This is a genomic window from Thermococcus indicus, from assembly GCF_006274605.1.
Taxonomy (GTDB): domain Archaea; phylum Methanobacteriota_B; class Thermococci; order Thermococcales; family Thermococcaceae; genus Thermococcus; species Thermococcus indicus.
Window position 1 is genome coordinate 1,819,759 of the sequence record NZ_CP040846.1, and the last position, 23,940, is coordinate 1,843,698.

The 23,940-nt window shown below is 57.9% G+C and carries 27 protein-coding genes; 15 read left to right on the top strand and 12 right to left on the bottom strand.

Going from position 1 to position 23,940, the window contains the following annotated elements; translation table 11 throughout:
* The first annotated feature begins 7 nt into the window (after window positions 1–7).
* On the top strand, window positions 8–238 hold the full coding sequence (rpl18a, locus tag FH039_RS09825) for a 50S ribosomal protein L18Ae (protein WP_139681169.1): 231 nt from the start codon (window positions 8–10) through the stop codon (window positions 236–238).
* A 70-nt stretch (window positions 239–308) separates the two neighbouring features.
* On the opposite strand, the gene FH039_RS09830 is transcribed toward rpl18a, so the two are convergent.
* Window positions 309–911 carry a DUF7411 family protein gene (locus FH039_RS09830; protein WP_139681170.1) on the bottom strand — a complete coding sequence of 201 codons (603 nt, stop codon included), beginning with the start codon at window positions 909–911 and terminating at the stop codon, window positions 309–311.
* Between the two features lie 96 nt (window positions 912–1,007).
* Here FH039_RS09830 and FH039_RS09835 point away from each other — a divergent pair, with 96 nt between their 5' ends.
* The 7 genes from FH039_RS09835 to FH039_RS09865 all read left to right on the top strand — a co-directional run bounded on the left by FH039_RS09835 (window position 1,008) and on the right by FH039_RS09865 (window position 4,364).
* On the top strand, window positions 1,008–1,256 hold the full coding sequence (locus FH039_RS09835) for an AbrB/MazE/SpoVT family DNA-binding domain-containing protein (protein WP_139681812.1): 249 nt from the start codon (window positions 1,008–1,010) through the stop codon (window positions 1,254–1,256).
* Window positions 1,253–1,648, top strand: a complete 396-nt coding sequence (locus FH039_RS09840) for a type II toxin-antitoxin system VapC family toxin (protein ID WP_139681171.1) — start codon at window positions 1,253–1,255, stop codon at window positions 1,646–1,648. Before FH039_RS09835 ends, FH039_RS09840 begins: the two co-directional genes overlap by 4 nt.
* Window positions 1,649–1,710: 62 nt before the next feature.
* Window positions 1,711–2,127 (top strand): YhbY family RNA-binding protein, encoded by a 417-nt coding sequence (locus FH039_RS09845; RefSeq protein ID WP_139681172.1) that lies wholly within the window; start codon window positions 1,711–1,713, stop codon window positions 2,125–2,127.
* A gap of 3 nt (window positions 2,128–2,130) precedes the next feature.
* Window positions 2,131–2,583, top strand: a complete 453-nt coding sequence (locus tag FH039_RS09850; protein ID WP_139681173.1) for a 30S ribosomal protein S19e — start codon at window positions 2,131–2,133, stop codon at window positions 2,581–2,583.
* Window positions 2,584–2,791: 208 nt separating this feature from the next.
* A complete protein-coding gene (locus tag FH039_RS09855) occupies window positions 2,792–3,130 on the top strand; it encodes a DNA-binding protein (RefSeq protein WP_139681813.1) in 339 nt (112 codons plus the stop codon).
* Window positions 3,131–3,147: 17 nt separating this feature from the next.
* Complete coding sequence (locus FH039_RS09860; RefSeq protein ID WP_058938945.1) at window positions 3,148–3,426, top strand: hypothetical protein; 279 nt, start codon at window positions 3,148–3,150, stop codon at window positions 3,424–3,426.
* A 38-nt stretch (window positions 3,427–3,464) separates the two neighbouring features.
* The gene (locus tag FH039_RS09865) at window positions 3,465–4,364 is read left to right on the top strand and encodes a transcription initiation factor IIB (protein WP_014013583.1); all 900 of its coding nucleotides are present in this window, start codon (window positions 3,465–3,467) and stop codon (window positions 4,362–4,364) included.
* Window positions 4,365–4,377: 13 nt separating this feature from the next.
* On the opposite strand, the gene fen is transcribed toward FH039_RS09865, so the two are convergent.
* Window positions 4,378–5,403, bottom strand: coding sequence for a flap endonuclease-1 (gene fen / locus FH039_RS09870; protein WP_139681174.1), 1,026 nt, complete (start codon window positions 5,401–5,403; stop codon window positions 4,378–4,380).
* A gap of 48 nt (window positions 5,404–5,451) precedes the next feature.
* The gene (locus FH039_RS09875; RefSeq protein WP_139681175.1) at window positions 5,452–5,940 is read right to left on the bottom strand and encodes a phosphate-starvation-inducible PsiE family protein; all 489 of its coding nucleotides are present in this window, start codon (window positions 5,938–5,940) and stop codon (window positions 5,452–5,454) included.
* 196 nt (window positions 5,941–6,136) lie between these two features.
* On the opposite strand from FH039_RS09875, the gene acs reads away from it, so the two are divergent.
* Window positions 6,137–7,531 (top strand): acetate--CoA ligase alpha subunit, encoded by a 1,395-nt coding sequence (gene acs / locus FH039_RS09880; protein ID WP_139681176.1) that lies wholly within the window; start codon window positions 6,137–6,139, stop codon window positions 7,529–7,531.
* A 96-nt stretch (window positions 7,532–7,627) separates the two neighbouring features.
* A complete protein-coding gene (locus FH039_RS09885; protein WP_139681177.1) occupies window positions 7,628–8,335 on the top strand; it encodes a metallophosphoesterase family protein in 708 nt (235 codons plus the stop codon).
* 11 nt (window positions 8,336–8,346) lie between these two features.
* On the opposite strand, the gene FH039_RS09890 is transcribed toward FH039_RS09885, so the two are convergent.
* The 3 genes from FH039_RS09890 to FH039_RS09900 all read right to left on the bottom strand — a co-directional run bounded on the left by FH039_RS09890 (window position 8,347) and on the right by FH039_RS09900 (window position 12,020).
* Window positions 8,347–8,667, bottom strand: coding sequence for a PRC-barrel domain-containing protein (locus FH039_RS09890; RefSeq protein ID WP_139681178.1), 321 nt, complete (start codon window positions 8,665–8,667; stop codon window positions 8,347–8,349).
* A gap of 75 nt (window positions 8,668–8,742) precedes the next feature.
* Window positions 8,743–11,256 carry a CDC48 family AAA ATPase gene (locus tag FH039_RS09895; protein WP_139681179.1) on the bottom strand — a complete coding sequence of 838 codons (2,514 nt, stop codon included), beginning with the start codon at window positions 11,254–11,256 and terminating at the stop codon, window positions 8,743–8,745.
* Window positions 11,253–12,020, bottom strand: coding sequence for a hypothetical protein (locus tag FH039_RS09900; RefSeq protein ID WP_139681180.1), 768 nt, complete (start codon window positions 12,018–12,020; stop codon window positions 11,253–11,255). Before FH039_RS09900 ends, FH039_RS09895 begins: the two co-directional genes overlap by 4 nt.
* 130 nt (window positions 12,021–12,150) lie before the next feature.
* Between FH039_RS09900 and FH039_RS12205 the strand changes: the two genes are divergently transcribed.
* The 4 genes from FH039_RS12205 to FH039_RS09915 all read left to right on the top strand — a co-directional run bounded on the left by FH039_RS12205 (window position 12,151) and on the right by FH039_RS09915 (window position 16,361).
* On the top strand, window positions 12,151–12,303 hold the full coding sequence (locus FH039_RS12205) for a hypothetical protein (protein ID WP_168188401.1): 153 nt from the start codon (window positions 12,151–12,153) through the stop codon (window positions 12,301–12,303).
* A gap of 72 nt (window positions 12,304–12,375) precedes the next feature.
* The gene (locus tag FH039_RS09905) at window positions 12,376–13,578 is read left to right on the top strand and encodes a molybdenum cofactor synthesis domain-containing protein (RefSeq protein WP_139681181.1); all 1,203 of its coding nucleotides are present in this window, start codon (window positions 12,376–12,378) and stop codon (window positions 13,576–13,578) included.
* A gap of 74 nt (window positions 13,579–13,652) precedes the next feature.
* Window positions 13,653–15,020, top strand: a complete 1,368-nt coding sequence (serS, locus tag FH039_RS09910; RefSeq protein ID WP_139681182.1) for a serine--tRNA ligase — start codon at window positions 13,653–13,655, stop codon at window positions 15,018–15,020.
* Window positions 15,021–15,104: 84 nt separating this feature from the next.
* Entirely contained in the window at window positions 15,105–16,361 is a 1,257-nt protein-coding gene (locus FH039_RS09915) for an ATP-binding protein (RefSeq protein ID WP_139681183.1), read from the top strand.
* Here FH039_RS09915 and FH039_RS09920 read toward each other — a convergent pair.
* Complete coding sequence (locus tag FH039_RS09920; RefSeq protein ID WP_139681184.1) at window positions 16,358–17,062, bottom strand: nucleotidyltransferase domain-containing protein; 705 nt, start codon at window positions 17,060–17,062, stop codon at window positions 16,358–16,360. The genes FH039_RS09915 and FH039_RS09920 overlap by 4 nt on opposite strands.
* An 81-nt stretch (window positions 17,063–17,143) precedes the next feature.
* Between FH039_RS09920 and FH039_RS09925 the strand changes: the two genes are divergently transcribed.
* Window positions 17,144–17,566: a hypothetical protein gene (locus FH039_RS09925; protein ID WP_139681185.1), complete on the top strand. Its 423-nt coding sequence runs from the start codon at window positions 17,144–17,146 to the stop codon at window positions 17,564–17,566.
* A gap of 15 nt (window positions 17,567–17,581) precedes the next feature.
* Here the strand turns inward: FH039_RS09925 and FH039_RS09930 are convergent, their stop codons facing one another.
* From FH039_RS09930 to asnB, 5 genes are all read right to left on the bottom strand, one after another.
* Complete coding sequence (locus FH039_RS09930; RefSeq protein ID WP_139681186.1) at window positions 17,582–18,754, bottom strand: hypothetical protein; 1,173 nt, start codon at window positions 18,752–18,754, stop codon at window positions 17,582–17,584.
* Between the two features lie 84 nt (window positions 18,755–18,838).
* Window positions 18,839–19,858: an L-threonylcarbamoyladenylate synthase gene (locus FH039_RS09935; RefSeq protein ID WP_139681187.1), complete on the bottom strand. Its 1,020-nt coding sequence runs from the start codon at window positions 19,856–19,858 to the stop codon at window positions 18,839–18,841.
* A gap of 35 nt (window positions 19,859–19,893) precedes the next feature.
* The gene (locus tag FH039_RS09940) at window positions 19,894–20,937 is read right to left on the bottom strand and encodes a glycosyltransferase family 4 protein (RefSeq protein WP_168188402.1); all 1,044 of its coding nucleotides are present in this window, start codon (window positions 20,935–20,937) and stop codon (window positions 19,894–19,896) included.
* Between the two features lie 38 nt (window positions 20,938–20,975).
* A complete protein-coding gene (locus FH039_RS09945) occupies window positions 20,976–22,196 on the bottom strand; it encodes a hypothetical protein (protein WP_139681188.1) in 1,221 nt (406 codons plus the stop codon).
* A gap of 142 nt (window positions 22,197–22,338) precedes the next feature.
* Window positions 22,339–23,781 (bottom strand): asparagine synthase (glutamine-hydrolyzing), encoded by a 1,443-nt coding sequence (gene asnB, locus FH039_RS09950; protein ID WP_139681189.1) that lies wholly within the window; start codon window positions 23,779–23,781, stop codon window positions 22,339–22,341.
* Window positions 23,782–23,940 lie beyond the last annotated feature (159 nt).

Here is a 23,940-nt window from a genome sequence, read left to right on the forward strand (position 1 = left end):
GTGAGCTATGGAGGTTAAGGTCTTCCGCGTTAAGGGCGTTTTCGAGAGGAACGGAAAGAGGGAGAGGTTCACCAGGGAATACCGCGGCCTCAAGAAAGAAGACGTCGTTGAGATACTCTACTCCGAGGTCGGCAGCAAGCACCGCGTTCCGAGGAACAAGATATGGATCGAGAGCGTGGAAGAAATAGCTCCCGAAGAGGCCGAGAACCCGATAGTCAGAAAGCTCAGCGGGCTCTGATTTCCTTTTCTCTTCCCCCCAGTCCGAACTCAATCCGGGCATTTCTTCGCGGGGTGAAAAAGATAGGGAATCAGGTCTTCTCCCTCCAGCCGAGAACCCTCGACTGGTAGTGCCTCTTTGGGAATATCTCCAGCGGGTCGACTCCCCTCTCACGGAGAAGATATCTCAGCTCGACCTCGTAGTCCGCCTTCTCCAGCTCCTCGCTCTCCCTGATTTCAACGATGAAGAGCTCCTCGGTCAGCTCTCGTATCGTCTTGTAACCGAGGCCGAGGAGGGGCCTTATGTAGGCGACGTTGAATCTGTCCTCCAGCGAGCGGGCCTTCGGAAGGTCGAGGAAAGGAACCCTGTCGTCCCTCCTTGTCCCGTCGCTCACGCGCTCGACTTCCGGCATTGAAGCCACCGCCTCGAGGGCTCTCTCGTGGATGAACTGTATCGCGTTGTTCGGATGGCCGTCTTTGATTGCCATGTCCGCTGCCTTTTCCAGAATCTCCCGCGGGAGATAGACGACCTGATGCTCGAAGCCCAGCCTCTCTGCCGTTTCTCTGGCGAAGCTCCAGTTGTCGAGGAGGCCGAAGCTGACGGTTACCAATCTCACCTCGTAGCCGAGTCTGGTTAAAATCCACGCGCTCAGGCTTGAGTCCTTGCCACCGGAGTAGAGATGATGGACTTTCATAGGGATCCCCCACCTCGGGGTGTCATGAGTGCCTTATTAATCTGACCCCGAAAGGGTTATTAGGCCGGAAAGGGTAATACTACCTCGGTGAGAGTAATGCCAGTTGTGACGAAGAAATACCAGGTGACGATTCCCAAGGAGGTGCGGGAGGCGCTGGGAATAAAGGCCGGGGACGAGGTGGTTTTCGTCCGTGAAGGAAACAGGTATGTTCTTATGAAACTGACGGACCTCCTCCGGGAGCTGAGCGAAATAACAAAGGACATAGACGAGACCGTTGAAGAGGTCAGGCAGGGGCTTGCGAGGGGCATAGAGCGCTCTCTCCGCGAGCTGGAGGGAGGGGAATGAAGATAGTCCTGGACACAAACGCCTTCAACAACGTTACTTTTTTGGAATGGTTACGGGAATCGAGCCTTGAACCTGTTACGAGCTCCGTTGTCTACATGGAACTGCTCTACAGGTACGCCCGACGCAGAGGCTTGCCCGAAGCGAGGAGCAAGCTAATGGCGATTTTTGGCTCTTTGGCAATCGAGATTAGGAGCTTTGATGAAACATGTGCTGAACTCGCCGTTAATTCAGCTATCGGCCGCTGGGACTTCTCCAAAAACGCGAGGGACTACATGATAGGGGCCTTAGCTCTGAAACTCAACGCCCCACTAATTACATACAACAAGAAGCACTTCGGATGGCTTCCTGAGGTCTTCACACCGGAAGAAGCTATGGAGCGCTTCGGCAAATAGCTTTAAAAGGCCAACCTTTATAAGGCCTTCAGCAAACCGCGAGAGGCTTAGAGGTGAGAGAGATGGAGAAACGCTTACCCGGAAAGGTGAGACGCGCCGTGCGGGCGAGATACTACGATATCCCTCCACGGGCGTGGATAGGCAAGCGAGGGCTTGATGAGGGTGTCATCGAAGAGATAAGGACTCAGCTGGAGAAGGACGGCATCCTCAAGGTTGAGATAAGGAAGGGCGCCCTTATCAACACCGGACTCGACAGGCAGGCCCTGGCCAGAAAAGTCGCGGAGATGACGGACAGCGAACTCATCGACGTGCGCGGCAAAAGGTTTATATTGTTCAAACCGAGGGAAGGTTGGGAAAAGTATTTAAGGAAGCTCCAGAGAAAGGAGCTTTCGAAGGAAAAGCGGGAAGAGAAGCCCGTTAAGAAAGTCAAGCTCGATATCGCTCAATTCAGGAGGAAATTCAAGAAGGGGAGGGATTGAAGGATGGCGACTGTTTACGACGTTCCCGGTGATTTGCTCGTTGAGAGGGTTGCGCAGAAGCTCAAGGAGATAGAGGCTATAAAGCCGCCCGAGTGGGCCCCGTTCGTCAAGACGGGCAGGCACAAGGAGAGAATCCCGGAGCAGGACGACTGGTGGTACTACAGGGTCGCCAGCGTCTTCAGGAAGGTCTACGTCGACGGTCCGGTCGGCATCGAGAGGCTCAGGACCTGGTACGGCGGCAGGAAGAACCGCGGCCACGCCCCGGAGCACTTCTACAAGGCTGGGGGAAGCATCATAAGGAAGGCCCTCCAGCAGCTCGAGGCTGCCGGCTTCGTCCAGAAGGTTCCGGGCGAGGGAAGGGTCGTAACCCCGCAGGGACAGAGCTTCCTCGACAAGATCGCCACCGAGCTCAAGAAGGAGCTTGAGGAGCAGATCCCCGAGCTCAAGAAGTACTGAGCTCGGCCTTTTTTCAAACCTCTGTCCCTTCTGCCGGCTTTCTATGCCAGGAAATGCTTTTAGGGTCGCCCCGGATTTTTCATATGGGTTCCGGTTGATACTCCGAACGCTACTCTCGGGTTCTCATCCCGGCCCTGGGGAGAAGGTGAAGCCCCGAAACGCAAAGCCTTTTAACCCCCTCCCCAATCATAACCCGGAGGTGAGGGCCATGGCTGAGGACATAGAAGAAATCAGGAAGCGCAAACTCATGGAACTCCAGAAGAGGTACCTTGAACAGCAGAAGGCCCAGGAGGAGGCTTTGAGGCAGGAGATGGAGCTTGAGGCCCAGCTCGATGCCATAATGCGGAGAATCCTTACCCCCGAGGCCAGGGAGAGGCTCGGCAGGGTTAAGCTCGTCAAGCCAGAGCTTGCGAGACAGGTTGAGCTCGTTCTGGTCCAGCTCTACCAGGCGGGCCAGATAAGGGAGCCGATAGACGACGCCAAGCTCAAGAGGATTCTGGCCCAGATAGACGAGAGAACGCGCAGGGACTACACGATTAAGTGGTGAGCCCGGAAGGTGACCCAATGGACGCCAAGCAGATAGTGGAGATTCTTGACGAAAAGGGAGAGGTTAGTCTGGACACCTGGAAGGCCGTCTCTGTGAAGAAGAACAAGGACGGGACGGTCGATCTTCTCTACCGCAACCTCCACGTTGGGACCGACGACGACCCGGTTTTCCTCTGGATTTACGCGAACATCGTTGAGGAGGACTGGGACGTCCGGGTTCTGGAGCGGATAACCTTCAAGCGCGAGGACCTCGCCTGGTTACTTCGCTACGTGGTTAAAAAAGGCGAAGGTTTATAAGGGCTATATAAAATAGCCGGCCGGTTGGGGGTGTTGGAGTGAGCAATCGTAGGGTTTGCCCGGTCTGCGGCTCGACGGAGTTCATATACGACCCGGGTAGGGGCGAGATAATCTGTAAGGTTTGCGGTTACGTTATTGAGGAAAACGTCGTTGATACGGGACCGGAGTGGCGCGCTTTTGACGCCAGTCAGAGGGAAAAGCGTGCCCGCGTTGGAGCCCCGGAGAGCATTCTCCTTCACGACAAGGGACTCTCAACCGACATCGGCATCGACAGGAACCTCTCCGGACTGATGCGTGAGAAAATGTACAGGCTCCGGAAGTGGCAGAGCCGCCTCCGCGTCAGCGACGCCGCCGAGCGTAACCTCGCGTTCGCACTGAGCGAGCTGGATAGAATCGCCTCCCAGCTGAAGCTCCCGAGACACGTGGAGGAGGAGGCCGCGAGACTCTACCGTGAGGCCGTGAGAAAAGGGCTTATAAGGGGCCGTTCAATTGAAAGCGTAATAGCGGCGTGCGTTTACGCATCCTGCAGGCTTCTGAAGGTTCCGAGAACCCTCGACGAGATAGCCGACATATCCCGCGTTGACAAGAAGGAGATAGGAAGGAGCTTCCGCTTCATAGCCAGGAACCTGAACCTCACCCCGAAGAAGCTCTTCGTCAAGCCAACCGACTACGTCAACAAGTTCGCCGACGAACTCGGCATGAGCGAACGTGTCAGAAGAAGGGCCATCGCGATACTGGAGGAGGCCTACGACCGCGGACTCACCAGCGGAAAGAGTCCGGCTGGCCTGGTCGCGGCGGCTCTCTACATCGCCGGCCTCCTGGAGGACGAGAAGAGAACCCAGCGCGAGGTGGCCGAGGTAGCGCGCGTCACAGAGGTCACCGTCAGGAACCGCTACAAGGAGCTCGTGGACAAGCTCAACCTGAAGATTCCGGTTTGAGGAAAAGAAAAGGTCAGCGCTTCCCGAACCAGCTTTCCAGCGTCGCCTGCTTCCCTGCCTTTACCGCCTTTTTCAGCCTCTCAAGGCCGTTCTTTACCCTCTCCTCACTGAAGTCGTGCTCGTCGCAGAGGAACTTTAGAATCCCCTCCTCGTCCGGCTCGCGCCACTTCAGTTCGTACTCGTCCGTGACCGGCGGGCTGAGGAAGAACTCCTTTATCGCGTAGAGGTCAACCTCGCCCTCCCTGTTGTACTTCTTCAGCGGGTCTTTGCTGCGCTTGACTATGGTGAGAGCCTTCTTGGGCCCGATGCCCTTTATCCCGCCTGGGTTGTAGTCCGTGCCGACAAGTATGGCCATCTCGATGAGCTTCTCCCTGTCTATGCCGAGCTCCCTGAGAACCTCCTCCAGAACTATAAGCTCGGGCCGGACATCAACGTAGACGTTCTTCCCTGGGAGCTTTCTCCGGCCGGTTATCGTGACGTTCCTCACCAGCCTGGGCGCGCCGAAGAGGAGCGAGTCGTAGTCCTGGCTGGCTGAAGCGTAGACCTTCTTTTTAGCGGCCATGTATGCGGCCTGGGCCTCACCCTCGCTCGGCGCCTGGATCACAGGGATGCCCATCAGCTCAAGGAGCCTCTTGGCGTCGTTTATCAGTTGCTCATTTACCCTGGTCGCACGCATCGCGTACTTCTTGGCCTCATCAAGGTCGCCGCGCTCCAGGGCCTCGTACCACTTCTCCTCGGCCTCTTCCCTGACCTCGCGGCGTTTCTCTATCTCCTTCTTTTTAAACTCCGGTGGTTTTCCGTCGAACACATAAGCCGGCTTTATCCCTGCCTCCATGAGGTTGATGTTCCTGTAGAAGAGGCCGCTAAGGTGGGAGGTTATCCTCCCGCGGGAGTCCATGAGAGGCGTCCCATCGCGCTGCCTTATGGTGGATAGGAACTGGTATATCGCGTTGAAGGCATCGATTGCGACCTTTCTCCCGTAGAGGTTCTCCAGCTCTATCTCCTTCCTCGGAACGAGCTCGCCTATCTGTACACCCATACAATCACCCCTTGGAGAAAGAAAGTCATGGGCCTATTTAGGGTTTGTCTATTCCCTGGCCTCACCCAGAGTCTTCGTCAGGTCGTCAACATCCTTCTCAGTAATGCCGTGTTCGATGAGGAACCGGTTGTAGTTGTCCTCCCGCTGTCTCTCCCGCGTGTACACCCAGCCCATCGCGGCTATAAGAGCCGCCATGCCGAGGAGTACCTGCCAGCCGAGTTCCGTGAGGTCGAGTGTTATGAGGAGCTCCTTCACGAGCGCCAGCACGCCTATCTCCACGACGTTTTTCATCGGGACGTGGTGGTAGATGATGTACATGACGATTATCTCGAAGATCTCCAGGAATATCAGGACGAGAACTATGCCCTGGAGGGCATCCTCCGGAGCAAAATGGATGAGCGAGTTTACCGCGAGGTCCCATATCATTCTGACGACGTAGAGCATGGTCAGGGTGCCCAGGGCTATCACGACGAAGTCGAAGAGAACGCTCAGCAGGCGGAGGGCCCTGCGCTCTATCCTGTTTCCAAAAGTTCTCACCTTACCACCTAAGGCTTGTATTTGGACGAGGAACCTAATAAGTATTTCGACGTTCCAGGGGGTTCTGAATCAACGGTGTCCAACCTCTGGTTCTTTAACGTCCGTCGAGTTTCCTATCGTCAAAAAGAGAGGAGAAAAGTTATAACCGCTTTTACGGACGGGAAAATGTGACTCTCATCGGAGTGAGGTGATTGAGATGGACAGGAACCTTGAGGCACTTTTCAGACCGAAGAGCATCGCCGTTATCGGCGCTTCGGAGAAGCCGGGCAAGATCGGCTACGCTGTTATGAAGAACCTCGTCGAGTACGGCTACGAGGGCAAGATATACCCGGTCAACGTTAAGGGTGTTGAGATAGAGATAAACGGGAAGAAGTTCCAGTCGTACAAGAGCATCCTCGACGTTCCGGACGAGGTTGACATGGCCGTCATAATCGTCCCGGCCAAGTTCGTCCCGCAGGTCGTCGAGGAGTGCGGCCAGAAGGGTGTTAAGGTCCTCCCGATCATCAGCTCGGGCTTCGGCGAGCTCGGTGAGGAGGGCAAGAAGGTCGAGAGGCAGATAGTCGAGACCGCCCACAAGTACGGCATGAGGATCCTCGGCCCGAACATCTTCGGCGTCGTCTACACGCCGGACAAGCTCAACGCCACCTTCGGCCCGACCGACGTCATGCCGGGCAACCTGGCCCTCATCAGCCAGAGCGGTGCGCTGGGAATAGCCCTCATGGGCTGGACCATCCTCGAGAAGGTTGGCCTCTCGGCCGTCGTCAGCGTCGGAAACAAGAGCGACATAGATGACGCCGACCTGCTCGAGTTCTTCAAGGAGGACGACAACACCAAGGCCATCCTCATCTACATGGAGGGCGTCAAGGACGGAAGGCGCTTCATGGAAGTTGCCAGGGAGGTCAGCATGGAGAAGCCGATAATCATTATCAAGGCCGGAAGGAGCGAGCGCGGTGCCAAGGCCGCAGCTTCCCACACCGGTTCGCTCGCCGGCGCCGACAGCATCTACACCGCCGCCTTCAAGCAGAGCGGCGTTCTCAGGGCGCTCACCATCGGAGAGGCCTTCGACTGGGCGAGAACGCTCAGCAACCTCCCGGAGCCTGAGGGAGAGAACGTCGTCATCCTCACCAACGGCGGTGGAATAGGAGTTATGGCCACCGATGCCGCCGAGGAGGAGGGACTTCACCTCTACGACGACCTCGAGGAGCTCAAGGTCTTCGCCAACCACATGCCGCCCTTCGGAAGCTACAAGAACCCGGTTGACCTCACAGGTATGGCCGGTGCGGAGAGCTACGAGGGCGCGGTCAGGGATGCCCTTGCGAACCCGAACATGCACGCCGTGGCCGTGCTCTACTGCCAGACGGCAGTGCTCGACCCGCGCGACCTTGCGAAGATAGTCATCCGCGAGTACAACGAGAGCGGCAGGAAGAAACCCCTCGTTGTCGCCATCGTCGGCGGCATAGAGGCCAAGGAAGCCATCGACATGCTCAACGAGGAGGGCATTCCGGCCTATCCGGAGCCGGAAAGGGCTATCAAGTCCCTCGCGGCCCTCTACAAGTGGAGCAACTGGAAGGCCAGGCAGAGGAAGGAGTGATTTCCTTCTCTTTCTTCTAATCCTCTGTACCATTTCCATGTTCTTCTCGGCAAGCGTTTTTAACATTCATCCCTCAGATAACTACGGGGAAGTGCCATGCTCATCGCCCTCATCTCAGACATCCACTCTAATCTGGAGGCTCTTAAGGCTGTCTGGCGGGAGGTAAGGCATGCCGACGCCGTTCTCTGCATGGGCGACCTGGTCGGCTACGGGGCTTCGCCAAACGAGGTCGTTGAGTTCGTGAGGGAGCGGATGGAGAAAAGAACCTTTCTCTGCGTCCGCGGCAACCACGACAACGCTATAGCCTTCGGGGCGGAGTGGGGCTTCAACCCCTATGCGCGGCAGGCGGTTCGCTGGCACCAGAGAATCATGACCGTGGAAAACCTCGAATTTCTCAGAAGACTCCCCGTGAGGCAGCTCTTTACGGACGACGCTGGGCGGAGCTACCTCCTCATCCACGGCTCCCCGAGGGCCCCGCTGGACGAGTACCTCTTTCCATGGCTCCCGGATGAGGAGTTCAAAGCGGTTTTGAGCTACGTCCGTCAGGACGACCTCCTGGTCGGCCACACCCACGTGCCCATGCTGAGGGTGATAGACGGCAGGAGGATCATCAACCCCGGAGGCGTGGGGCAGCCCAGGGACGGGGACTGGAGGGCGGCGTATGCGTTGATCGACACCGACCAGAAGCCCCCGGATAACGTTGAGTTCCACAGGGTGGAATACGACGTTCAGGAAGCGGCGAGAAAGATACTCGATGCAGGCCTGCCCCGCTTCCTGGCGGAGAGGCTGTACGATGGGTATTGAAAAGGAGGGAATCACTGCCCGAGGCCGGAGGATTCCCCGGAGGCCTTCACGGGGGAAGGCGGCCTTCTGAGCTTGGATTTGACGGCGAGTTTGCTCGAGTCGATGATTATGACCTCGCCGATGCTCTTAACGGCGCTTACGGGAATGAGGAGCAGACCCTCGTGATCCGTGACGAACTCGCCGGTGTCGAGGTCCTCATCCGGCTCGGCCACTATCACGAGTATGTCCCCGGTCTCCTCGTCAAAGCTGAGGTCGTAGACCCAGCCGAGCCTCACACCGGTGTCGGTTATCAGTTCCACGTCCCTAAGCTTGGAAGCCATTATCTTGACCATTTTCGCCACCCCTCGGTTTAATCGTGTAAGTTCTTGGGCACCAACGTATAAAACTTTTTCCAAAAGGAAAGGAAATCAGAAGGTGTAGTAGTCGGGCCCCTCAGTTTTCTTCTCGCCCATCTTCCTCCTGTTTTCATCGAAGTTCCTGTAGTACTCGAGCATGTAGGGCGTTATGCTCGGGCGTACCTTCTTGAGGGCCGCCTCGAAGTCCTTCCTGGAAACCCTGAGCCTCTCAAGGAACTCCTCGCTCTCCTCCTCAACCAGCTCCACCGGCAGCTCCCCCATTATCCTGCGCATTGCCAGCAGGGCCGCTTCCCTCACGAGGGCCTCTATGTCCGCACCGCTGTATCCCTCGGTCTTCTTTGCGAGCTCCCTGAGGTTGACGTCCCCTGCCAGGGGTACGCGTTTCGTGTGGACCCTGAGTATCTCCAGTCTGGCCTTCTCATCGGGGGCGGGGACGAGTATCAACCTGTCGAACCTTCCTGGTCTCAGCAGAGCTGGGTCGAGGATGTCCGGCCTGTTGGTGGCGGCTATAACGACCACGCCGCTGTTGCGCTCTATGCCGTCCATCTCGGTGAGGAGCTGGTTGATAAGCCTGTCCGTAACGCGGTCGCCTTCCATACCCCTGGCGGGGGCTATCGCGTCAATCTCGTCGATGAAGATTACCGTTGGCGCGGCCTGGCGGGCCTTCCTGAATATCTCCCTCACGCGCTTCTCGCTCTCGCCCACCCACTTGCTGAGAACCTCCGGGCCGCGGATTCCGATGAAGTTGGCCTCGCTCTCCGTCGCCACGGCCTTGGCTAGGAGCGTCTTGCCCGTTCCGGGCGGGCCGTAGAGGAGCACACCCCTCGGCGGTTCAATGCCGAGCCTCTGGAACGCCTTGGGATATTTCATCGGCCATTCGACGGCCTCTTTGAGCTCCTGCTTTACCTCCTGGAGGCCGCCTATGTCCTCCCAGCGGACGTTCGGCATCTCGATGAGCACTTCCCTGAGCGCGCTTGGGTCCACCATCTTGAGGGCCTCGTAGAAGTCAGCCTTCCTCACGCGGAGTTCCTGGAGGACCTCAGGGGGTATCTTCTCGTGCTCGGGGCTTATCTTGCCCTCGTTTATGAGCCTCCTGAGGACGACCATTGCGGCCTCTCTCGCCAAAGCGGCAAGGTCTGCACCGACGAAGCCGTGCGTTTTCTCCGCGATCCTCTCGAGCATTCCCTCGATGAGCCTGGTTCTGACCTCGGGATAAACCTCGCTCGCGCTCTTCAGAATCTCCTTTACCTCGTCGTCGCTTCTGGCCCCCTCAACGCGCTTCATCAGCTTTTTGAGAACCTCCTCGTCAAAGGCTTTCCGTTTGAGGAGCTCCTTCAGAACCCTGAGAACGGTTTCCTTATCGTAGTCCGGCTCAAGGGGCATTCCCCTGGTGTGTATCTGGAGTATCTCCTTCCTGCCCTTCTTGTCGGGAACCCCCACCTCTATCTCCCTGTCGAAGCGTCCGGGCCTTCTGAGGGCCGGGTCGAGGGCGTCGGGCCTGTTGGTGGCGGCGATAACTATGACCTTCCCGCGTCCCTTGAGGCCGTCCATCAGGGTGAGGAGCTGGCTGACAACGCGTTTCTCGACCTCTCCAACGACCTCTTCCCTCTTGGGCGCTATCGCGTCAATCTCGTCGATGAATATGATGCTGGGGGCGTTTTCTTCAGCTTCCTTGAATATCTCCCTCAGCCTCTCCTCGCTCTCACCGTAGAACTTGCTCATTATCTCCGGTCCGTTGATGGCTATGAAGTGCGCGTTTGCCTCGTTGGCGACGGCCTTCGCGAGGAGGGTCTTACCGGTTCCCGGCGGACCGTAGAGGAGTACGCCCTTGGGCGGCTCTATTCCAAGGCGCTCGAAGAGTTCCGGGTGCTTGAGCGGGAGCTCCACCATCTCGCGTATCTTCTGGATGGCGTCGCTCAGACCGCCGATGTCCTCGTAGGTAACCTCCGGAATCGCCTCCTCGCGCACCTCAACCGCCTGTGGAAGAACCTCGACCTCGGTGTTGTAGGTTATCTGGACGACGCCCTTGGGGCTGGTGCTGACCACCACGAACTTCAGCTCTCCAAAACCGAGGGGCATCGTCTCGAAGAGCCCCCTGAGCAGCTCGTCGAAGGGTGAGCCGCCGTAGTAAGTCTCTCCCCTGCTGCTCGCAACGATGAGGTCTCCCTTCATCACGGGCCTTCCGAGGAGGTTCTGCTTCACCATGTCGCCGGGTATCTGGATGAAGACGCCCTTCTGGGCCGGGGCAAGGGTGACCTTCTTCGCCTCCTGCACCTCGGCCTTCGCCACCGTCACGTAGTCGCCTATGCTGACCCCGGCGTTTCTCCTGATGTAGCCGTCCATTCTGATGATGTCAAGTCCTCTGTCGTCCGGGTGGGGGTTGGCCACTATCGCGGCGGTTGTGCGGTCGCCTATCAGCTCCACGATGTCCCCAGGCTCCACCCCAAGCTGCTTCTGGAACTTCCTGTCGAACCGGACTATTCCCCTGCCAACGTCCCTCTTCAAGGCTTCCGCCACGCGGAGCTTAATCTTCTCGTACCTCTCCTCATCCTTACCGAAGATCATCCTGACCGCCTCCTTTTCCTTTGCCTCTCTATCGCCTCATCCAGCGTCAGGTTGCCCAGCGCAACTTCGCGGGCCAGTCTGGAGGATATCGTGATGTTACCGCTCAGCTCGCGGCTCCGCCTCTTTATGTCATCTATCTCGCGCTTTGTCGGTTCCTTAACGTCGAGCAGCTCGCCTATGGGAACTTCCTTCCCCTCGCGCAGGCCTATGTTTATGGCCGCCACGATGTCCTGCACCTGGGAAACCTCTATACCTCCCACCTTCGGGGTGGTCCTCGACTCATTCACGACGATTAGGGGGTAATCGTAGCCGAGCACGTCCGCGAGGGCCTTGAGCATGAGCACCCTCTGCCTCTTCGCCCCGTGGCCGATTTTGATTTTAGCGCCGGGATACTTATCCAGCAGGTCGAGGATTACTCCAACGTCCCGCGGGCTCTTCAGGTGGTGAACCTCGAGCACACGGTTATCAGCGACGACGCTCAGTCCCGGCCTTTCCCCGGGGTCTATGGCGATGTAAATCCTCTTAAACCTCTCCCTGCCTTCGAGCTTCGCCAGGAGTTCGTCTATGAAGTTCTCATCCCTGACAACGACCTTTACGGGAAACCTGACCCTCCTGTAGTCCCTCTCCCCCGTCAGGACTACCTCGACGTCGAAGGGTATCTCCTCACCCACCTGGAGGCTGTGGAAGGGTATGCCGTACTCTTTCAGCACCCTGGTGGCGGTGTAGTAAACGCGGGCGTCGCTCGTTACAATGGCCACTCTCATGATTTCCACTTGGCATCATCAATTAAAAACCTTTCTAACCGGCCGAATCACAGAATTTGGCCACGAAATGCTTTAAATTGGTAGAAAAAAGTTTATAAGACATTATCCGCAGGTAGAAACGGGGATCGGGATGCAGCCTCCTAAGAAAAAGAAGAAGGTCGAGGAGTTCGAAGGGGAAGAGCTTTTCGAGGAAGAGGCGGAGTGGGAGCTGGAGGAGGACGAGCTTGAGGACTGGGAGGAAGAGTGGGAGGAGGAAGACTGGGAAGAGGACGAGGAATGGTGAGCTTTCCTGTTAAACACTCCCGCTTACGCAACCCATTTATAGAAAGGTGCTCTTTTTTCTCCCGGTGATAGAATGGCGTTCCTGAAGGTCGTCCCCCTGGAAAAGGCACTCGAGGTCATAAACTCATTCCAGCTGGAGCCAAAAATCGAAAGCGTCCCCCTGAGCGAAGCCCTGGGCAGGGTTCTGGCGGAGGATGTGGCCTCCCCCGTGGACGTCCCACCCTTCGACAGGGCCACCGTCGACGGTTATGCAGTTCGCGCGGAAGACACCTTCATGGCGGGCGAGAGCGAGCCGGTCAGGCTGAAGGTCGTTGGAGAGATAAACGCAGGAGACACTCCAACTGTGGAGCTCGAGCCCGGTGAGAGCGTTTACATCTCCACGGGCGCACCCCTTCCGGGGGGAGCAGATGCGGTTATACAGTTCGAGGACGTGGACAGGGAAGGGGAAGAGGTCATCATCTACAAGCCGGCCTACCCCGGCCTCGGCGTCATGAAGGCCGGAGCAGATATCCCTAAGGGGAAGGTCCTTCTCAAACGTGGAACCCGGCTGACCTTCAAGGACACCGCGCTTCTCTCTGCTGTCGGCTTCTCGGAAGTCAAAGTCTTCAGGAAGCCAAGGGTTGCCGTGATAAGCACCGGCAACGAGCTCGTTCTACCTGGGGAGGAGCTAAAACCAGGTCAGATTTACGACATAAACGGGCGCGCCATAGCGGACGCGGTCAGGGAGCTCGGAGGCGAGGCCGTTTTCCTCGGCATAGCCAGGGATAACCGTGAGAGCCTCAAGGCGCTCATCGAGAAGGGAATCGAGTGCTGCGACATTGTGCTCCTCAGCGGCGGCGCGAGCGGTGGGATAAGGGACCTGACCAGTTCGATAATCGAGGAACTCGGCGAGGTAAAGATTCACGGCATAGCGATTCAGCCCGGAAAGCCGACGATAATCGGTCTGATCAATGGAAAGCCCGTCTTTGGCCTGCCCGGCTACCCGACCAGCTGTCTTACCAACTTCACCCTGCTCGTTGCACCGCTCCTGAGAAGGCTCCTCGGAAGGGAGAGCGAGGTCAGGAAGGTCAGGAAGAAGCTCGCCCACAAGGTCTTCTCAGTCAAAGGCAGGCGCCAGTTCCTCCCGGTCAGGGTAGAGGGCGAAAAGGCGGTGCCTATACTCAAGGGAAGCGGAGCGGTCACGAGCTTCGTGGATGCCGACGGCTTCATCGAGGTTCCGGAGAACATCGAGATACTGGAGGCCGGCGAGGAGGTCGGGGTTACTTTCTTCGGCTGACTTTGTCGTACCTCCAAATCCCCTATCAAAACCTTTTTTAAACTCCTTCACCTTCTTTCCCCAGGTGGAAGACTATGCTGGACATAAAGCTCATCCGTGAAAATCCCGATATCGTCAGGGGCGACCTCATAAAGCGCGGGGAGATAGAGAAGCTCAAGTGGATAGACGAGATTCTGGAGCTCGATGCCAGATGGCGCGATAACCTGAAGAAAATCAACGCCCTCCGGAAGGAGCGCAACCAGCTGGCGGTTCAGATAGGCAAGCGCAAGAAGGCCGGCGAGCCGATAGACGACCTCCTGGCAAGGAGCAACGAGATAGTGAAGCAGATTGAGGAGCTCGAGAAGGAAGTCGAGGAGCTGAGAAAGAGGATAGACTACTACCTCTGGCGCCTCCCGAACATCACCCACGAGAGTGTTCCCGTCGGCAAGGACGACACCGAGAACGTCCCCATCAGGTTCTGGGGCAAGGCCAGGGTCTGGGAGGGCTTCCTCGAGAGCTTTAAGGAGCAGAGCCTCGGGAAGATGGAGTATGAAGTCCTCGACTGGAGGCCGAGGCTTCACGTGGACATGCTCGAAATCCTCCGCGGTGCGGACATTGAAAGGGCCGCGAAGGTCAGCGGTGCGAGGTTCTACTACCTCATGAACGAGCTGGTTCTCCTCGACCTGGCACTCCTCCGCTTCGCCCTCGACAAGCTCATCGAGAAGGGCTTCGTCCCGGTCATACCGCCCTACATGGTGCGCCGCTTTGTTGAGGAGGGCGTCACGAGCTTCGGCGACTTCGAGGACGTCATCTACAAGGTTGAAGGTGAGGACCTCTACCTCGTCCCGACGGCCGAGCACCCCCTCGCTGGAATGCACGCCAACGAGATAATCGAGGGGAAGGATTTACCTCTCCTCTACGCCGGCGTGAGCCCCTGCTTCCGCAAGGAGGCCGGAACCGCTGGAAAGGACACGAAGGGAATCTTCAGGGTGCACCAGTTCCACAAGGTCGAGCAGTTCGTTTACGCGAGGCCCGAGGAGAGCTGGGAGTGGCACGAGAAGCTCATAGCCAACGCAGAGGAGATATTCCGGGAGCTTGAGATTCCCTACCGCGTTGTGAACATCTGCACCGGCGACCTCGGCTACGTTGCGGCAAAGAAGTATGACATCGAGGCATGGATGGCGGGCCAGGGCAAGTTCAGGGAGGTCGTCTCGGCGAGCAACTGCACCGAGTGGCAGGCGAGAAGGCTGAACATCCGGTACCGCGACAAGACCCACGAGAAGCCCAAGTTCGTCCACACGCTCAACTCGACTGCCATAGCCACCTCGAGGGCAATCGTTGCCATCCTCGAGAACTTCCAGACGGAGGAAGGCGTGGTAAAGCTCCCGAAGGCCCTCTGGAAGTACACGGGCTTCAAGGAGATCCTGCCCGCGAGCATGAAGGAGAAGTGTTGCCAGGATTAAGCCCTCTCCATTTTCTTCAATCTTGTACTGTATGGAGTACAAGGGTTTATAAAGGGTTGTACTGTATGTAGTCCATGATGGGCCATGATTGAAAGGGAAACTTGGGCCGAGGTGATTCTCGATTACCGTTCACTGCCCTTCGATGGGATTGAACGAGAAATTGATGTGAGAGTCCCCAACACCCAGATGGCACTGGCGATAATCGGGCCGAGACGGGTAGGGAAGACCTACCTCATGCGTCAAATCATCGAGAAACTCAGGGCAGAGGGCCTCCCGGAGGAGAACATCGCCTACGTGAACCTTGAGGACCCGAGACTTGTGGGGGCTTCCCTTGAGGATTTGATGACACTCCTGGAAGTCCTGAGGGAGATGGGTGGGGAAAAATTCCACCTCTTCCTCGACGAGGTTCAGGTCGTTGATGGCTGGGAGCGCTTCGTCCGCTACCTCCTCGACGTTGGCTACAGGGTTTTTGTTTCAGGCTCGTCTTCGAAGCTCCTCTCGAAGGAGATAGCGACCCAGCTGAGGGGGCGTTCCATAGCGGTTCGCGTCTTTCCCTTTTCCTTCGGGGAGTTTTTGAAGGCAAGGGGATTTGCGGCTAAGCGCTACTTATCAAGCGCGGAGAAGGCGGAGCTTAGAAGGCTCCTCCATGAGTACCTCGAATGGGGAGGCTATCCAGAGGTCGTGCTCAACCCCCACATGAGGATTGAAGTCCTCAGGGGAATCCTCGACCTCGCAATCTACCGCGACATCGTGGAGCGCTGGGAGGTTAGGAACCTCTCGGCTTTGAGGCTCCTTTTGAAAATCCTGGCCCGTTCAAGCCATCTCACACTTACCAAGGCGTATTCGACGATGAAGAGCCTTGGAGTTTCGATAGGTAAGGGAACCCTCGCCGATTATCTCGAATACCTGAGCGATGCGTTCATTCTGCACCGTCTTCCTCCCTATGTGAAGTCTTACAAAAAGGCGGAACTGCTTGGCTTCAAGCCCTACCTTGCTGATAACGGCCTGCTGAGGATTACTGGGGTTAAGGACAAAGGAAGATTGCTTGAAAACCTCGTCATGGTTGAACTTTTGCGTAGGGGCTTTGAGCCAGGAGAGGATTTGTTCTACGTTCCCGGCGATGGCTGGGAGGTAGATTTTCTCGCTGGGGACGAGCTGATTCAGGTCAGCTACGAGCTTCATACCCTTAACTGGGAGCGCGAGCTTAAGGCACTTCTCAACGCCACAAAGAGGGTTGATGCTAAGAGGCTTACCGTTATCACCTTCGTCGATCGGGAGAGGGTCGAGCTGAATGGAAAACGGATTGATGTCGTTCCCCTCCAGGATTGGCTCCTTCGCTAAACCCCTCCCCGCTCCCGCACCTTTCTCCTGACGTTCGGGTCGCGGTCGGTTATGAGCTTCAGCGCCTCCTCAAAGCTCATCCAGTCGGGAACTTCCTCGTTGATGTAGATTCCGGTTCTTCCTATCGCGTCCCTCCTCGTGAGCACATGGACGCGCTCGGTGACGATGTCCACGCTGACCCCGAGGATTCTGGCGACCTCGCTCTCCCGCCCGACGACTTCCCTCTCGATGTGCCCCCTCTCGGTGGGGACTATGAGTATCAGCTTCTTATTGACGCCTGGGACGCGCTCATTCGTTTTCATGCCCCACAGATCAACCGCCCCGCCCCATCGGTAGAACTCAAGCTCCCTGTCGGTGGGGTCGATTAACGGGAACGTGACCGTCGTCTCCTCGTCTATCTCGATGACCCCCTTGATGAGGTGCCACGGAGTCGCCATCACGATTTTCCTCCTGCTCACCAGCCCCTCCAGGGCCAGTTCGATGAGGTAGCTCGGCACCCGGTAGGGGATGAAGATGTCTATGTCGCTATCCTTTCTCACGTCCCCCCTCGCGACGCTGCCGTAGAGCTGAGGATCGAACTGGCCCAGACGCTCCATTATCTTTAGCGCCCTCTCCCTCTTCTCCAGGAGGTAGCGCCATCTCTTTGGAGGATAGACCACTTCCCGTTCATCCCATACCCTGACAACTTTTTCCCTCGGCATCTGAGGGAGTTCGGGGGAAAGTTTAAAGGCCTACCGATAGCGTTTTATACAAACCCATCAACTTCGAGGTGGTGAAAGAAAATGCCAGTGCTCGGGTTCAACATAACCAGGGTTGAAATGAAGAAGGTTTCCTTTTCCGTCCCAGCCGGCCAGATTGAGGTCAGGCTCTCGCCGAAGATTGAGGAGATTCGCCTCGGTGAGATCAGGACCCCGACCGGCAAGCTGAACGGCATAGAAATCCTCTTCAGATACGAGATAGAGTACAACCCCAAGATAGCCGAAGGTGCGATCGACGGCGTCATACTCTACCTACCGCCGCGGAAGGAGAAGATGGACGAGATACTCAACCTCTGGGAGGATGAGAAGAAGATAGACCCCATAACCTTCGCGGAGGTCGTCAACTTCATAACCAAAGAAGTCTCCCCGATGCTGATGCTCCTCGCGAAGGAGATGCGTCTTCCGTACCACGTACCCCTCCCGAGGGTCGAGGTCAGGTCATCCTAATCTCTTTTAATTCCCTCAGAGAGAGCGATAGACTCCCTCCGCCTCATGTATTTTTTCCAGAACATCAGCGAGTTCCTCCAGCTTCATGGCGTTCTCTCCGAGTTCCAGGGCCTTCGTGTATTTTCCCCTGTCCGTGTAGTACTCTATGTTCTCGATGTCCTCCAGCACATCCACGCGGCTGTTTAGAGCAGCGAACCGCTTGAGTGCAGCGAGCCTGACGCGTACCCTGAACTCCATACTGCTCTTGCCCTCAAGGGCGCTTTTGTAAGTCCCCATGGCATCGTCAAGCTTTCCTATCCCGATGAGGGCCTCGGTCAGTTCCACTAGCTTCTCCGATGCCATCTCGTCGTCGCCCCTTGAGCGGTGGGCATTTATCACCTGGTACAGTATTCTGGCGGCGTTGAGGCCGATGAGCTTGGCCCGGTTGAAGTTTCTCGCCAGCAGGTACGAGTACTGGGCCTTGACGAGGCAGGTGGTGGTGCCGTCCAGGTCACCATCGGAGTAGGCCATCTTGCTCGCCCTCTCAAAGTTCTTTGCAGCGGTATCCATCATCTCGATGAAATGGATGTCGTAGCCAAACAGCGCTCGTATAAATGCAGCAAGGCGGTAAAACGCTTCCGCCGCCCCCTTGATGTCCCCGCTTTCCAGCCTGCTTTCCGCGACCTGGCCGTATAGGGTTATCATCGTCTCGGCTATCCTCTTGTACGCCTCGATGTTGTCCACCAGCCGGTAGTACCTGTAGGCGGACTCGTACGCCTTTATAGCCATCTCTATGTCATCGTTGTCCTGATAGGACGCTCCAAGGTCCTCGTAGATTCCGGCGAACTCCTCCGCGTACTTCGTCAGGCTCCTGCGATCGTCCAGTGTGGCGAATATCTCAAGGACACTGAAGCAGTACTCATCGAGAAGATCGATGTCGACCTCCGGCCTGGATATCTCGCCGTCTATAAGGTCGAGATAGAGGTAGGCGCTCTTCAGAAGAGAGGGCCGGGCCTTTTCGACGGACTTCGTTCTCTCCAGAAGAACGTAACCGAGGTATTTGTACAGCCTGGCCGCGTCCTCACTCATTCCAGCCTCCTCATAGCCCTTCGCGGCCCGCAGCATAAGTTTAAGCCCCTCTTTCACCTGACCGCCGTTGATTTTTTTGATGGCGAGCTGTTCGAGGTCCTCTGGCCCTTCCAGCCCCATGCTACCCACCAAATTTCTCACCCCATATGATTCAAGTCCGGGACGGTTGCCTAAATCTTGACCCTCCAGATATTTAAGCGTTGTCTATGCCCAGACTATTCTGTACCCCGCTGCCTTTCTCAGTCTGTTCATCACCGCGAATCCCAGTCCCCTCTCCTCGATTCCCTCCGCGATTATGACGTCCACACCGCGTTTATCCAGCTCCCTGAGCGCCCTGAAGAGGTTCCTCGCCACTTCCTCCTCGGTGCTCCCCAGGTGGAAGAACTCGTCCGCGTCGTACTCCTCCGTGGCCATCACCCCAACCCTGAGGCCCTCCGCGCGGTACCCGTGCACCAGCTCGGCTATCTTACTCCTCACGTTCTCCCTCTTCCCTTCGACCACTATAACCTGGGCGTTCGGCGAGTAGTGCTTGTACTTCATCCCGGGGGAGCGGGCGACGTCCACGAGCTTGCCCCTGACCGCCGGATGTATCTCGACCCCCCCGATGACCTTCTCGATCTCTTCCAGTGGAAGACCGCCGGGCCTCAGCAGGGTCGGCCTCTCCGAGCTGAGGTCTATCACCGTTGATTCAACGCCTATCCTGGTCTCGCCGCCGTCGATTATGCACTCTATCCTCCCGTAGAAGTCGTCTATGACGTGCTCCGCCAGGGTGGGGCTCGGCTTTCCGCTTATGTTCGCCGAGGGTGCCGCCACTGGAGTGCTCGCCCTTATAAGCGCGAGCGCTATCGGGTGCGCAGGCATTCTGACGGCCACGGTGTCGAGGCCTCCTGTGGTGACGTCAGGGACGTTCTCGTTCCTCGGCAGGACCATCGTCAGGGGGCCCGGCCAGAACCTCTCGGCGAGGAGCCCTGCCTCGCTGGGAACGTCCCTCGCGAGCCGCCCCAGGTCGCTGAAGTCAGCTATGTGGACGATGAGCGGGTTGTCCGCCGGCCTGCCCTTGGCCTCGAATATCCTCCTCACGGCCCGGGCGTTCAGGGCATCCGCACCGAGGCCGTAAACGGTCTCGGTTGGAAACGCAACCAGTTTTCCCTCCAGTATGAATCTTGCGGCTATCTTTATGCCCCTCCCATCGACTCCGTCTCGCATGTTGATTACCACCGTCATGCTCTCACCCCTCAGCCTTCACGGAGTCGGGGCCGTTAAAAACGTTGCCCAACCACCGAGGAGTACACCCCCTCAACCGCCGCCGCGACGGCCTCCCACGAGTAGAGCGCCGCAATACCCTTCGCAACGGCCCCGGCTTTCCGGTTCCTTTTCGGCTCGATAAGAACCTTTACGGCCTCAACGAGCTCATCGAACGTCCCGAAGGTGAGTCCGTTCTTTCCCGCTCTGATCAGCTCGGGAACCGCGCTCACGCGCCTTCCCACCGCAGGGACGCCCAGGCTGTTGGCCTCCAGGATGACGAGGCCGAAGCCCTCCCTCCTGGAGGGCAGGACGAGGAGAACGCTCTCCGACAGAATCTTTCCAACGTCACGTCTGTACCCAAGGAACCTCACGTTTCCGGGTGCATCCGCTTCCAGGCTCCTCCTGAGCGGGCCGTCACCCACCACAAGGAATTCCCTCTCGGGAAACGCCCTCGCCAGCTCTATGAAAGTCCGGGGGCTTTTGTATTCGCGGAGGGCGCCGATGAACGTGATGTACCTCCTGTTCCCCGGTTCCCCGGCCCCTTCGAGTTCACGCACCCCGTTGGGTATGACGCTCACCCTTCCCGCCCCGAGGGCCAGTGCCTTCCCTGCCAGCCAGTGGCTGACCGCTATTACCGCGTCTGCCTCGGCGAGGGTTTTTTTCACGTAGAACCTTCCGAGGGCCAGCTTTGCCGTGTGCTCCAGGTCGCTTCCGTGGGCCGTGACGACGAGGGGAAGGCCGGTTTTCTCCTTCGCGAGAACGCCCGCGAAGCTGGTCGTTCCAACGAAATGGGCGTGGATCAAATCGAACCCCAGCTCCCTGTGGAGCCGGACGATTTTCCTGGAACCCAGAAAGGCGAAGCTCGTCCCCCTCAGCCCGTAAATCGGAGGAACCTTGACCTGGTGGACGAATTCTCGCTCGAACTCCCTCGGCTCAACCGGCCCGTAGGTCAGGACGTGGACCTCGTGGCGTTTTCTGAGCTCCCTCACGAGGTTGTCCAGGTGATTGGCAACGCCACCGGCGTGGGGGGGATAGTGACCGACCATTAGAATCCTCATTTTGACCGGGAAGAATGGAGAAGAGGCGTTAAAAAGACTTATGGTCTGCCCCTGTCCCGTCCCACGGGGCGGGGCGGGTGAGGTACACTGCGCTTCCAGACGGTTTTCTCAGCCAGCATCTCCTTTATGCGGGGTATGAGGTCGTTGATTACCTCGGAGTAATCTCCCCTCTTGAGGGCATCCTCCGCCTGCTGGAGCAGGCTCTCTATCTCGTCCACATCGTAGCCCTTTTCCCTGAGGACTGTTACCATGACCTCAAGCTGTGAAAGCCTTCTCTGGAGCCTCACCGCCGCAGAGCCCTGGTACACGGTCCTTATTTCCACGTACGTCCTCGCTATCACAAAATCCGCCTCTCCCCCCGCACGTATGGCCAGCAGGTATGCCCCCGAGTAGTCGCCCGCGTTGTAAGCGCTCCACGCCTCCTCGAGCAGGCCCCTGGCGGCTTCGAGCTTTCTTCTGGCGGCGGGTATCTGAAGGCCGTCGAGAAGCTTCTCCGCCCTGTCCGTCTTGTTCTGGACTGCCGTGAGAACCTCGAGGGTGTCCCTTGGCCCCGGCGAGGTCGCTTTCTCCTCGGTTCCTATGTCGTTCCCGAAGCGCTCCCGGGCAAATTCCAGAACCCTCTCCCGGTCCAGGGGAAACAGGGGCCCTCTCCCGTCCGACGTTGTCATGTACACGACTTCCCTCAGCCCGCTGAACTTTGCCAGCGCCTCGAGTGTCTCGTTGGTTTTTCCGTCGTCCGTCAGGATGATGAGCCTTCCATGCGTCCCGGAGGGTCCGATTTTAACCGTCCGGATGTACTCCCTCAGCGCGAGTCCGTCCCTGCCGTTGGCGATTACCACGGTCTCGATGCCCTCGAAAACCTCCGGAAACTCCTTCTTCAGTCCATCTATCACGGCCAGATTTGTCTCGTACCTCGTCTCCCCGTACCAGCGCTCGTAGGGGATTCCGAAGTCGTCCAGGTCGCCCGTGTAGTCCTCGGGGATTGCGACGGGTCCGCCGATTATTATCACCCTCCCCGGCTCCTCGCTGAGAATCTCCGCGCTGACCTCGGGGCTGTACGTTCCCCAGGGACTCACGATAACCCTGGCACCCAGCAGGGAGGCCACGCTGTACGCCAGCGCCTCGTCGGCCTCGTTGTCCGTCACGAGGATAACGATGTCCCGCTCCGAAGCGAACGCATACCCGACGCTTCCCCCGGGGATGACGGCCAGGGTGAAGATGAGTCCGATGAAAATGACGGCAGGTTTTTTCAGCTCCACGTTCTCTCACCGGTTTACCGTTGGAAACGGGCCTATTTAAGCCTTTTTCACGAAACCGTTCCGCGGCGTTAGCCCCGCTGGCAGGAAAAAACGTGGAGGTGCCCCATTTGGGGCGGGACCATTAAAGAACGTTCAGGAACGTTTATTCCCGTTTAAAAATCTCCCTGAAGACTTTCTCCGCGTATTCCCTCAGTCCCAGACCCTCGCTCTTTGCGAGTTTCTCCAGGAGCTTCTGGGAACCGCTGCCGTACTGGGCGGCTTTCTTCTCCCTCATGGCAATCTCCTTCGGCAGACCCAGCTCCAGCGCCGCCTTTCTCAGAACGGCCTTCCTCACGCCCCCGGATATCTTTGCATCAAGCGGTGTGTTGATCGCCGCGGAGACGACGGACAGGCTCAGGAAGGGGAAGCGCCCCTCCACCGAGTTCAGCATGGCTATCTTGTCGTCCCTGGCGAGGTTCCTCTCACCAAGCCCCTTCAGATCTTCCTCCATAAGCTCGGGCCTCTCCAGGTACTTCGCGTAGCCACCGAAGAGCTCATCCGCCCCCTGGCCGCTCAGGAGAACCTTGACACCGTCGTCCCTCGCGAGCCCAGTGGCGAAGTACAGGGGTATCCCGATGGCCAGGTTCATGGGGTTCGGCTCCTCTATCGCGAAGGCAACCCTCGGAACCGCCTCCCTCACATCGTCCAGGTCGAAGACGTACTCCCTGAGCTCCAGGCCGAGCCTGTCCGCGGCCCTTCTGGCCCATTCGATGTCGGGGCTTCCCTCCACCCCCGCGGTGTAGAGGACGACGTCGGAGTACTCAGAGGCGATGAGGGCGACAAGGGAGCTGTCCAGTCCCCCGGAAAAGAGAACCCCGGTTTTCTTCCCCACCCTGTGGCGGACGGAGCAGGTCAGGGCCCTGCCGATGGCCTTAACCGCCCTCTCGGGGTCGAGGGGCTTCCTCCTCAGCTCTTCCAGCTGGAGGGCTTTCCTAACTTCAACGCCCTCCCTCGAGATTGTGACCAGCTCGCCGGGTTCTACCGGAATGGCCTCCTGCCCGATGGCCCACAGCACCTTTTTCTCGCTCGCGAAGAATCCCTCCGGGGAGCGGTACAGCGGTCTTACACCCAATGGGTCGCGGAAGAGGTGAATCCTCTCCCCGTCGGAGAAGGCCACGGCGTAGTCGCCCTCCATCATCAGCATCGCCTTCCGAACCGCCCCGAAGGCGTCCAGCCCGCGGTCGAGGAAGAACTCGATGAGCCTGAGGATTACCTCGCTGTCCACGTCCGTCTCGAAGGATACCCCCCGTCCCTCCAGCCACGCCCTCAGCTCGCGGTGGTTGTATATCTCGCCGTTGTGGACGAGGGCCAGCTCATTGACGAAGGGCTGGGTAAAGCCCGGGGAGCCCGTCATGGCGAGCCTGCACTGTATGAGACCTATCTTCCCGTCGGGCATTTCGGGAACCTTTGAGAAGTCGCTCGATTTCAGTACGCCCTCGTCCGTCCAGACGCCGAAGCTGTCCTCTCCCCTGTGCTTTCCGGCGTTTATCATGACGATGAACCTGTCCCTGAGATTTGAACCGAGTCCACCAGCCACAAGGCACATGCTCTCCCACCGCTGGAAGTTGGTCGTCGTTAAGAAAAGACTTCCCGCTTTCGAGGTGGGATAGTGATAGAAAGCGGCCCGAAATTCTGAACATCCGTCCAAATCTGTGCCGGATGGCTGAACCATGGGCTCCGGGACGTCACAGGGAGAAAAATCAGG

Bases quoted from the DNA above. Each gene is read 5' to 3' on its own strand.
- FH039_RS09920 (WP_139681184.1), bottom strand. From the start codon at position 17,062: ATGCCGAGGGAAAAAGTTGTCAGGGTATGGGATGAACGGGAAGTGGTC.
- FH039_RS09925 (WP_139681185.1), top strand. From the start codon at position 17,144: ATGCCAGTGCTCGGGTTCAACATAACCAGGGTTGAAATGAAGAAGGTT.
- FH039_RS09895 (WP_139681179.1), bottom strand. From the start codon at position 11,256: ATGATCTTCGGTAAGGATGAGGAGAGGTACGAGAAGATTAAGCTCCGC.
- asnB (WP_139681189.1), bottom strand. From the start codon at position 23,781: ATGTGCCTTGTGGCTGGTGGACTCGGTTCAAATCTCAGGGACAGGTTC.
- FH039_RS09855 (WP_139681813.1), top strand. From the start codon at position 2,792: ATGGCTGAGGACATAGAAGAAATCAGGAAGCGCAAACTCATGGAACTC.
- FH039_RS12205 (WP_168188401.1), top strand. From the start codon at position 12,151: ATGCAGCCTCCTAAGAAAAAGAAGAAGGTCGAGGAGTTCGAAGGGGAA.
- FH039_RS09940 (WP_168188402.1), bottom strand. From the start codon at position 20,937: ATGAGGATTCTAATGGTCGGTCACTATCCCCCCCACGCCGGTGGCGTT.
- FH039_RS09935 (WP_139681187.1), bottom strand. From the start codon at position 19,858: ATGACGGTGGTAATCAACATGCGAGACGGAGTCGATGGGAGGGGCATA.
- acs (WP_139681176.1), top strand. From the start codon at position 6,137: ATGGACAGGAACCTTGAGGCACTTTTCAGACCGAAGAGCATCGCCGTT.
- FH039_RS09890 (WP_139681178.1), bottom strand. From the start codon at position 8,667: ATGGTCAAGATAATGGCTTCCAAGCTTAGGGACGTGGAACTGATAACC.
- FH039_RS09885 (WP_139681177.1), top strand. From the start codon at position 7,628: ATGCTCATCGCCCTCATCTCAGACATCCACTCTAATCTGGAGGCTCTT.
- FH039_RS09845 (WP_139681172.1), top strand. From the start codon at position 1,711: ATGGAGAAACGCTTACCCGGAAAGGTGAGACGCGCCGTGCGGGCGAGA.
- FH039_RS09915 (WP_139681183.1), top strand. From the start codon at position 15,105: ATGATTGAAAGGGAAACTTGGGCCGAGGTGATTCTCGATTACCGTTCA.
- FH039_RS09930 (WP_139681186.1), bottom strand. From the start codon at position 18,754: ATGGGGCTGGAAGGGCCAGAGGACCTCGAACAGCTCGCCATCAAAAAA.
- rpl18a (WP_139681169.1), top strand. From the start codon at position 8: ATGGAGGTTAAGGTCTTCCGCGTTAAGGGCGTTTTCGAGAGGAACGGA.
- FH039_RS09840 (WP_139681171.1), top strand. From the start codon at position 1,253: ATGAAGATAGTCCTGGACACAAACGCCTTCAACAACGTTACTTTTTTG.
- FH039_RS09835 (WP_139681812.1), top strand. From the start codon at position 1,008: ATGCCAGTTGTGACGAAGAAATACCAGGTGACGATTCCCAAGGAGGTG.
- FH039_RS09900 (WP_139681180.1), bottom strand. From the start codon at position 12,020: ATGAGAGTGGCCATTGTAACGAGCGACGCCCGCGTTTACTACACCGCC.
- FH039_RS09830 (WP_139681170.1), bottom strand. From the start codon at position 911: ATGAAAGTCCATCATCTCTACTCCGGTGGCAAGGACTCAAGCCTGAGC.
- fen (WP_139681174.1), bottom strand. From the start codon at position 5,403: ATGGGTGTACAGATAGGCGAGCTCGTTCCGAGGAAGGAGATAGAGCTG.
- FH039_RS09860 (WP_058938945.1), top strand. From the start codon at position 3,148: ATGGACGCCAAGCAGATAGTGGAGATTCTTGACGAAAAGGGAGAGGTT.
- serS (WP_139681182.1), top strand. From the start codon at position 13,653: ATGCTGGACATAAAGCTCATCCGTGAAAATCCCGATATCGTCAGGGGC.
- FH039_RS09850 (WP_139681173.1), top strand. From the start codon at position 2,131: ATGGCGACTGTTTACGACGTTCCCGGTGATTTGCTCGTTGAGAGGGTT.
- FH039_RS09905 (WP_139681181.1), top strand. From the start codon at position 12,376: ATGGCGTTCCTGAAGGTCGTCCCCCTGGAAAAGGCACTCGAGGTCATA.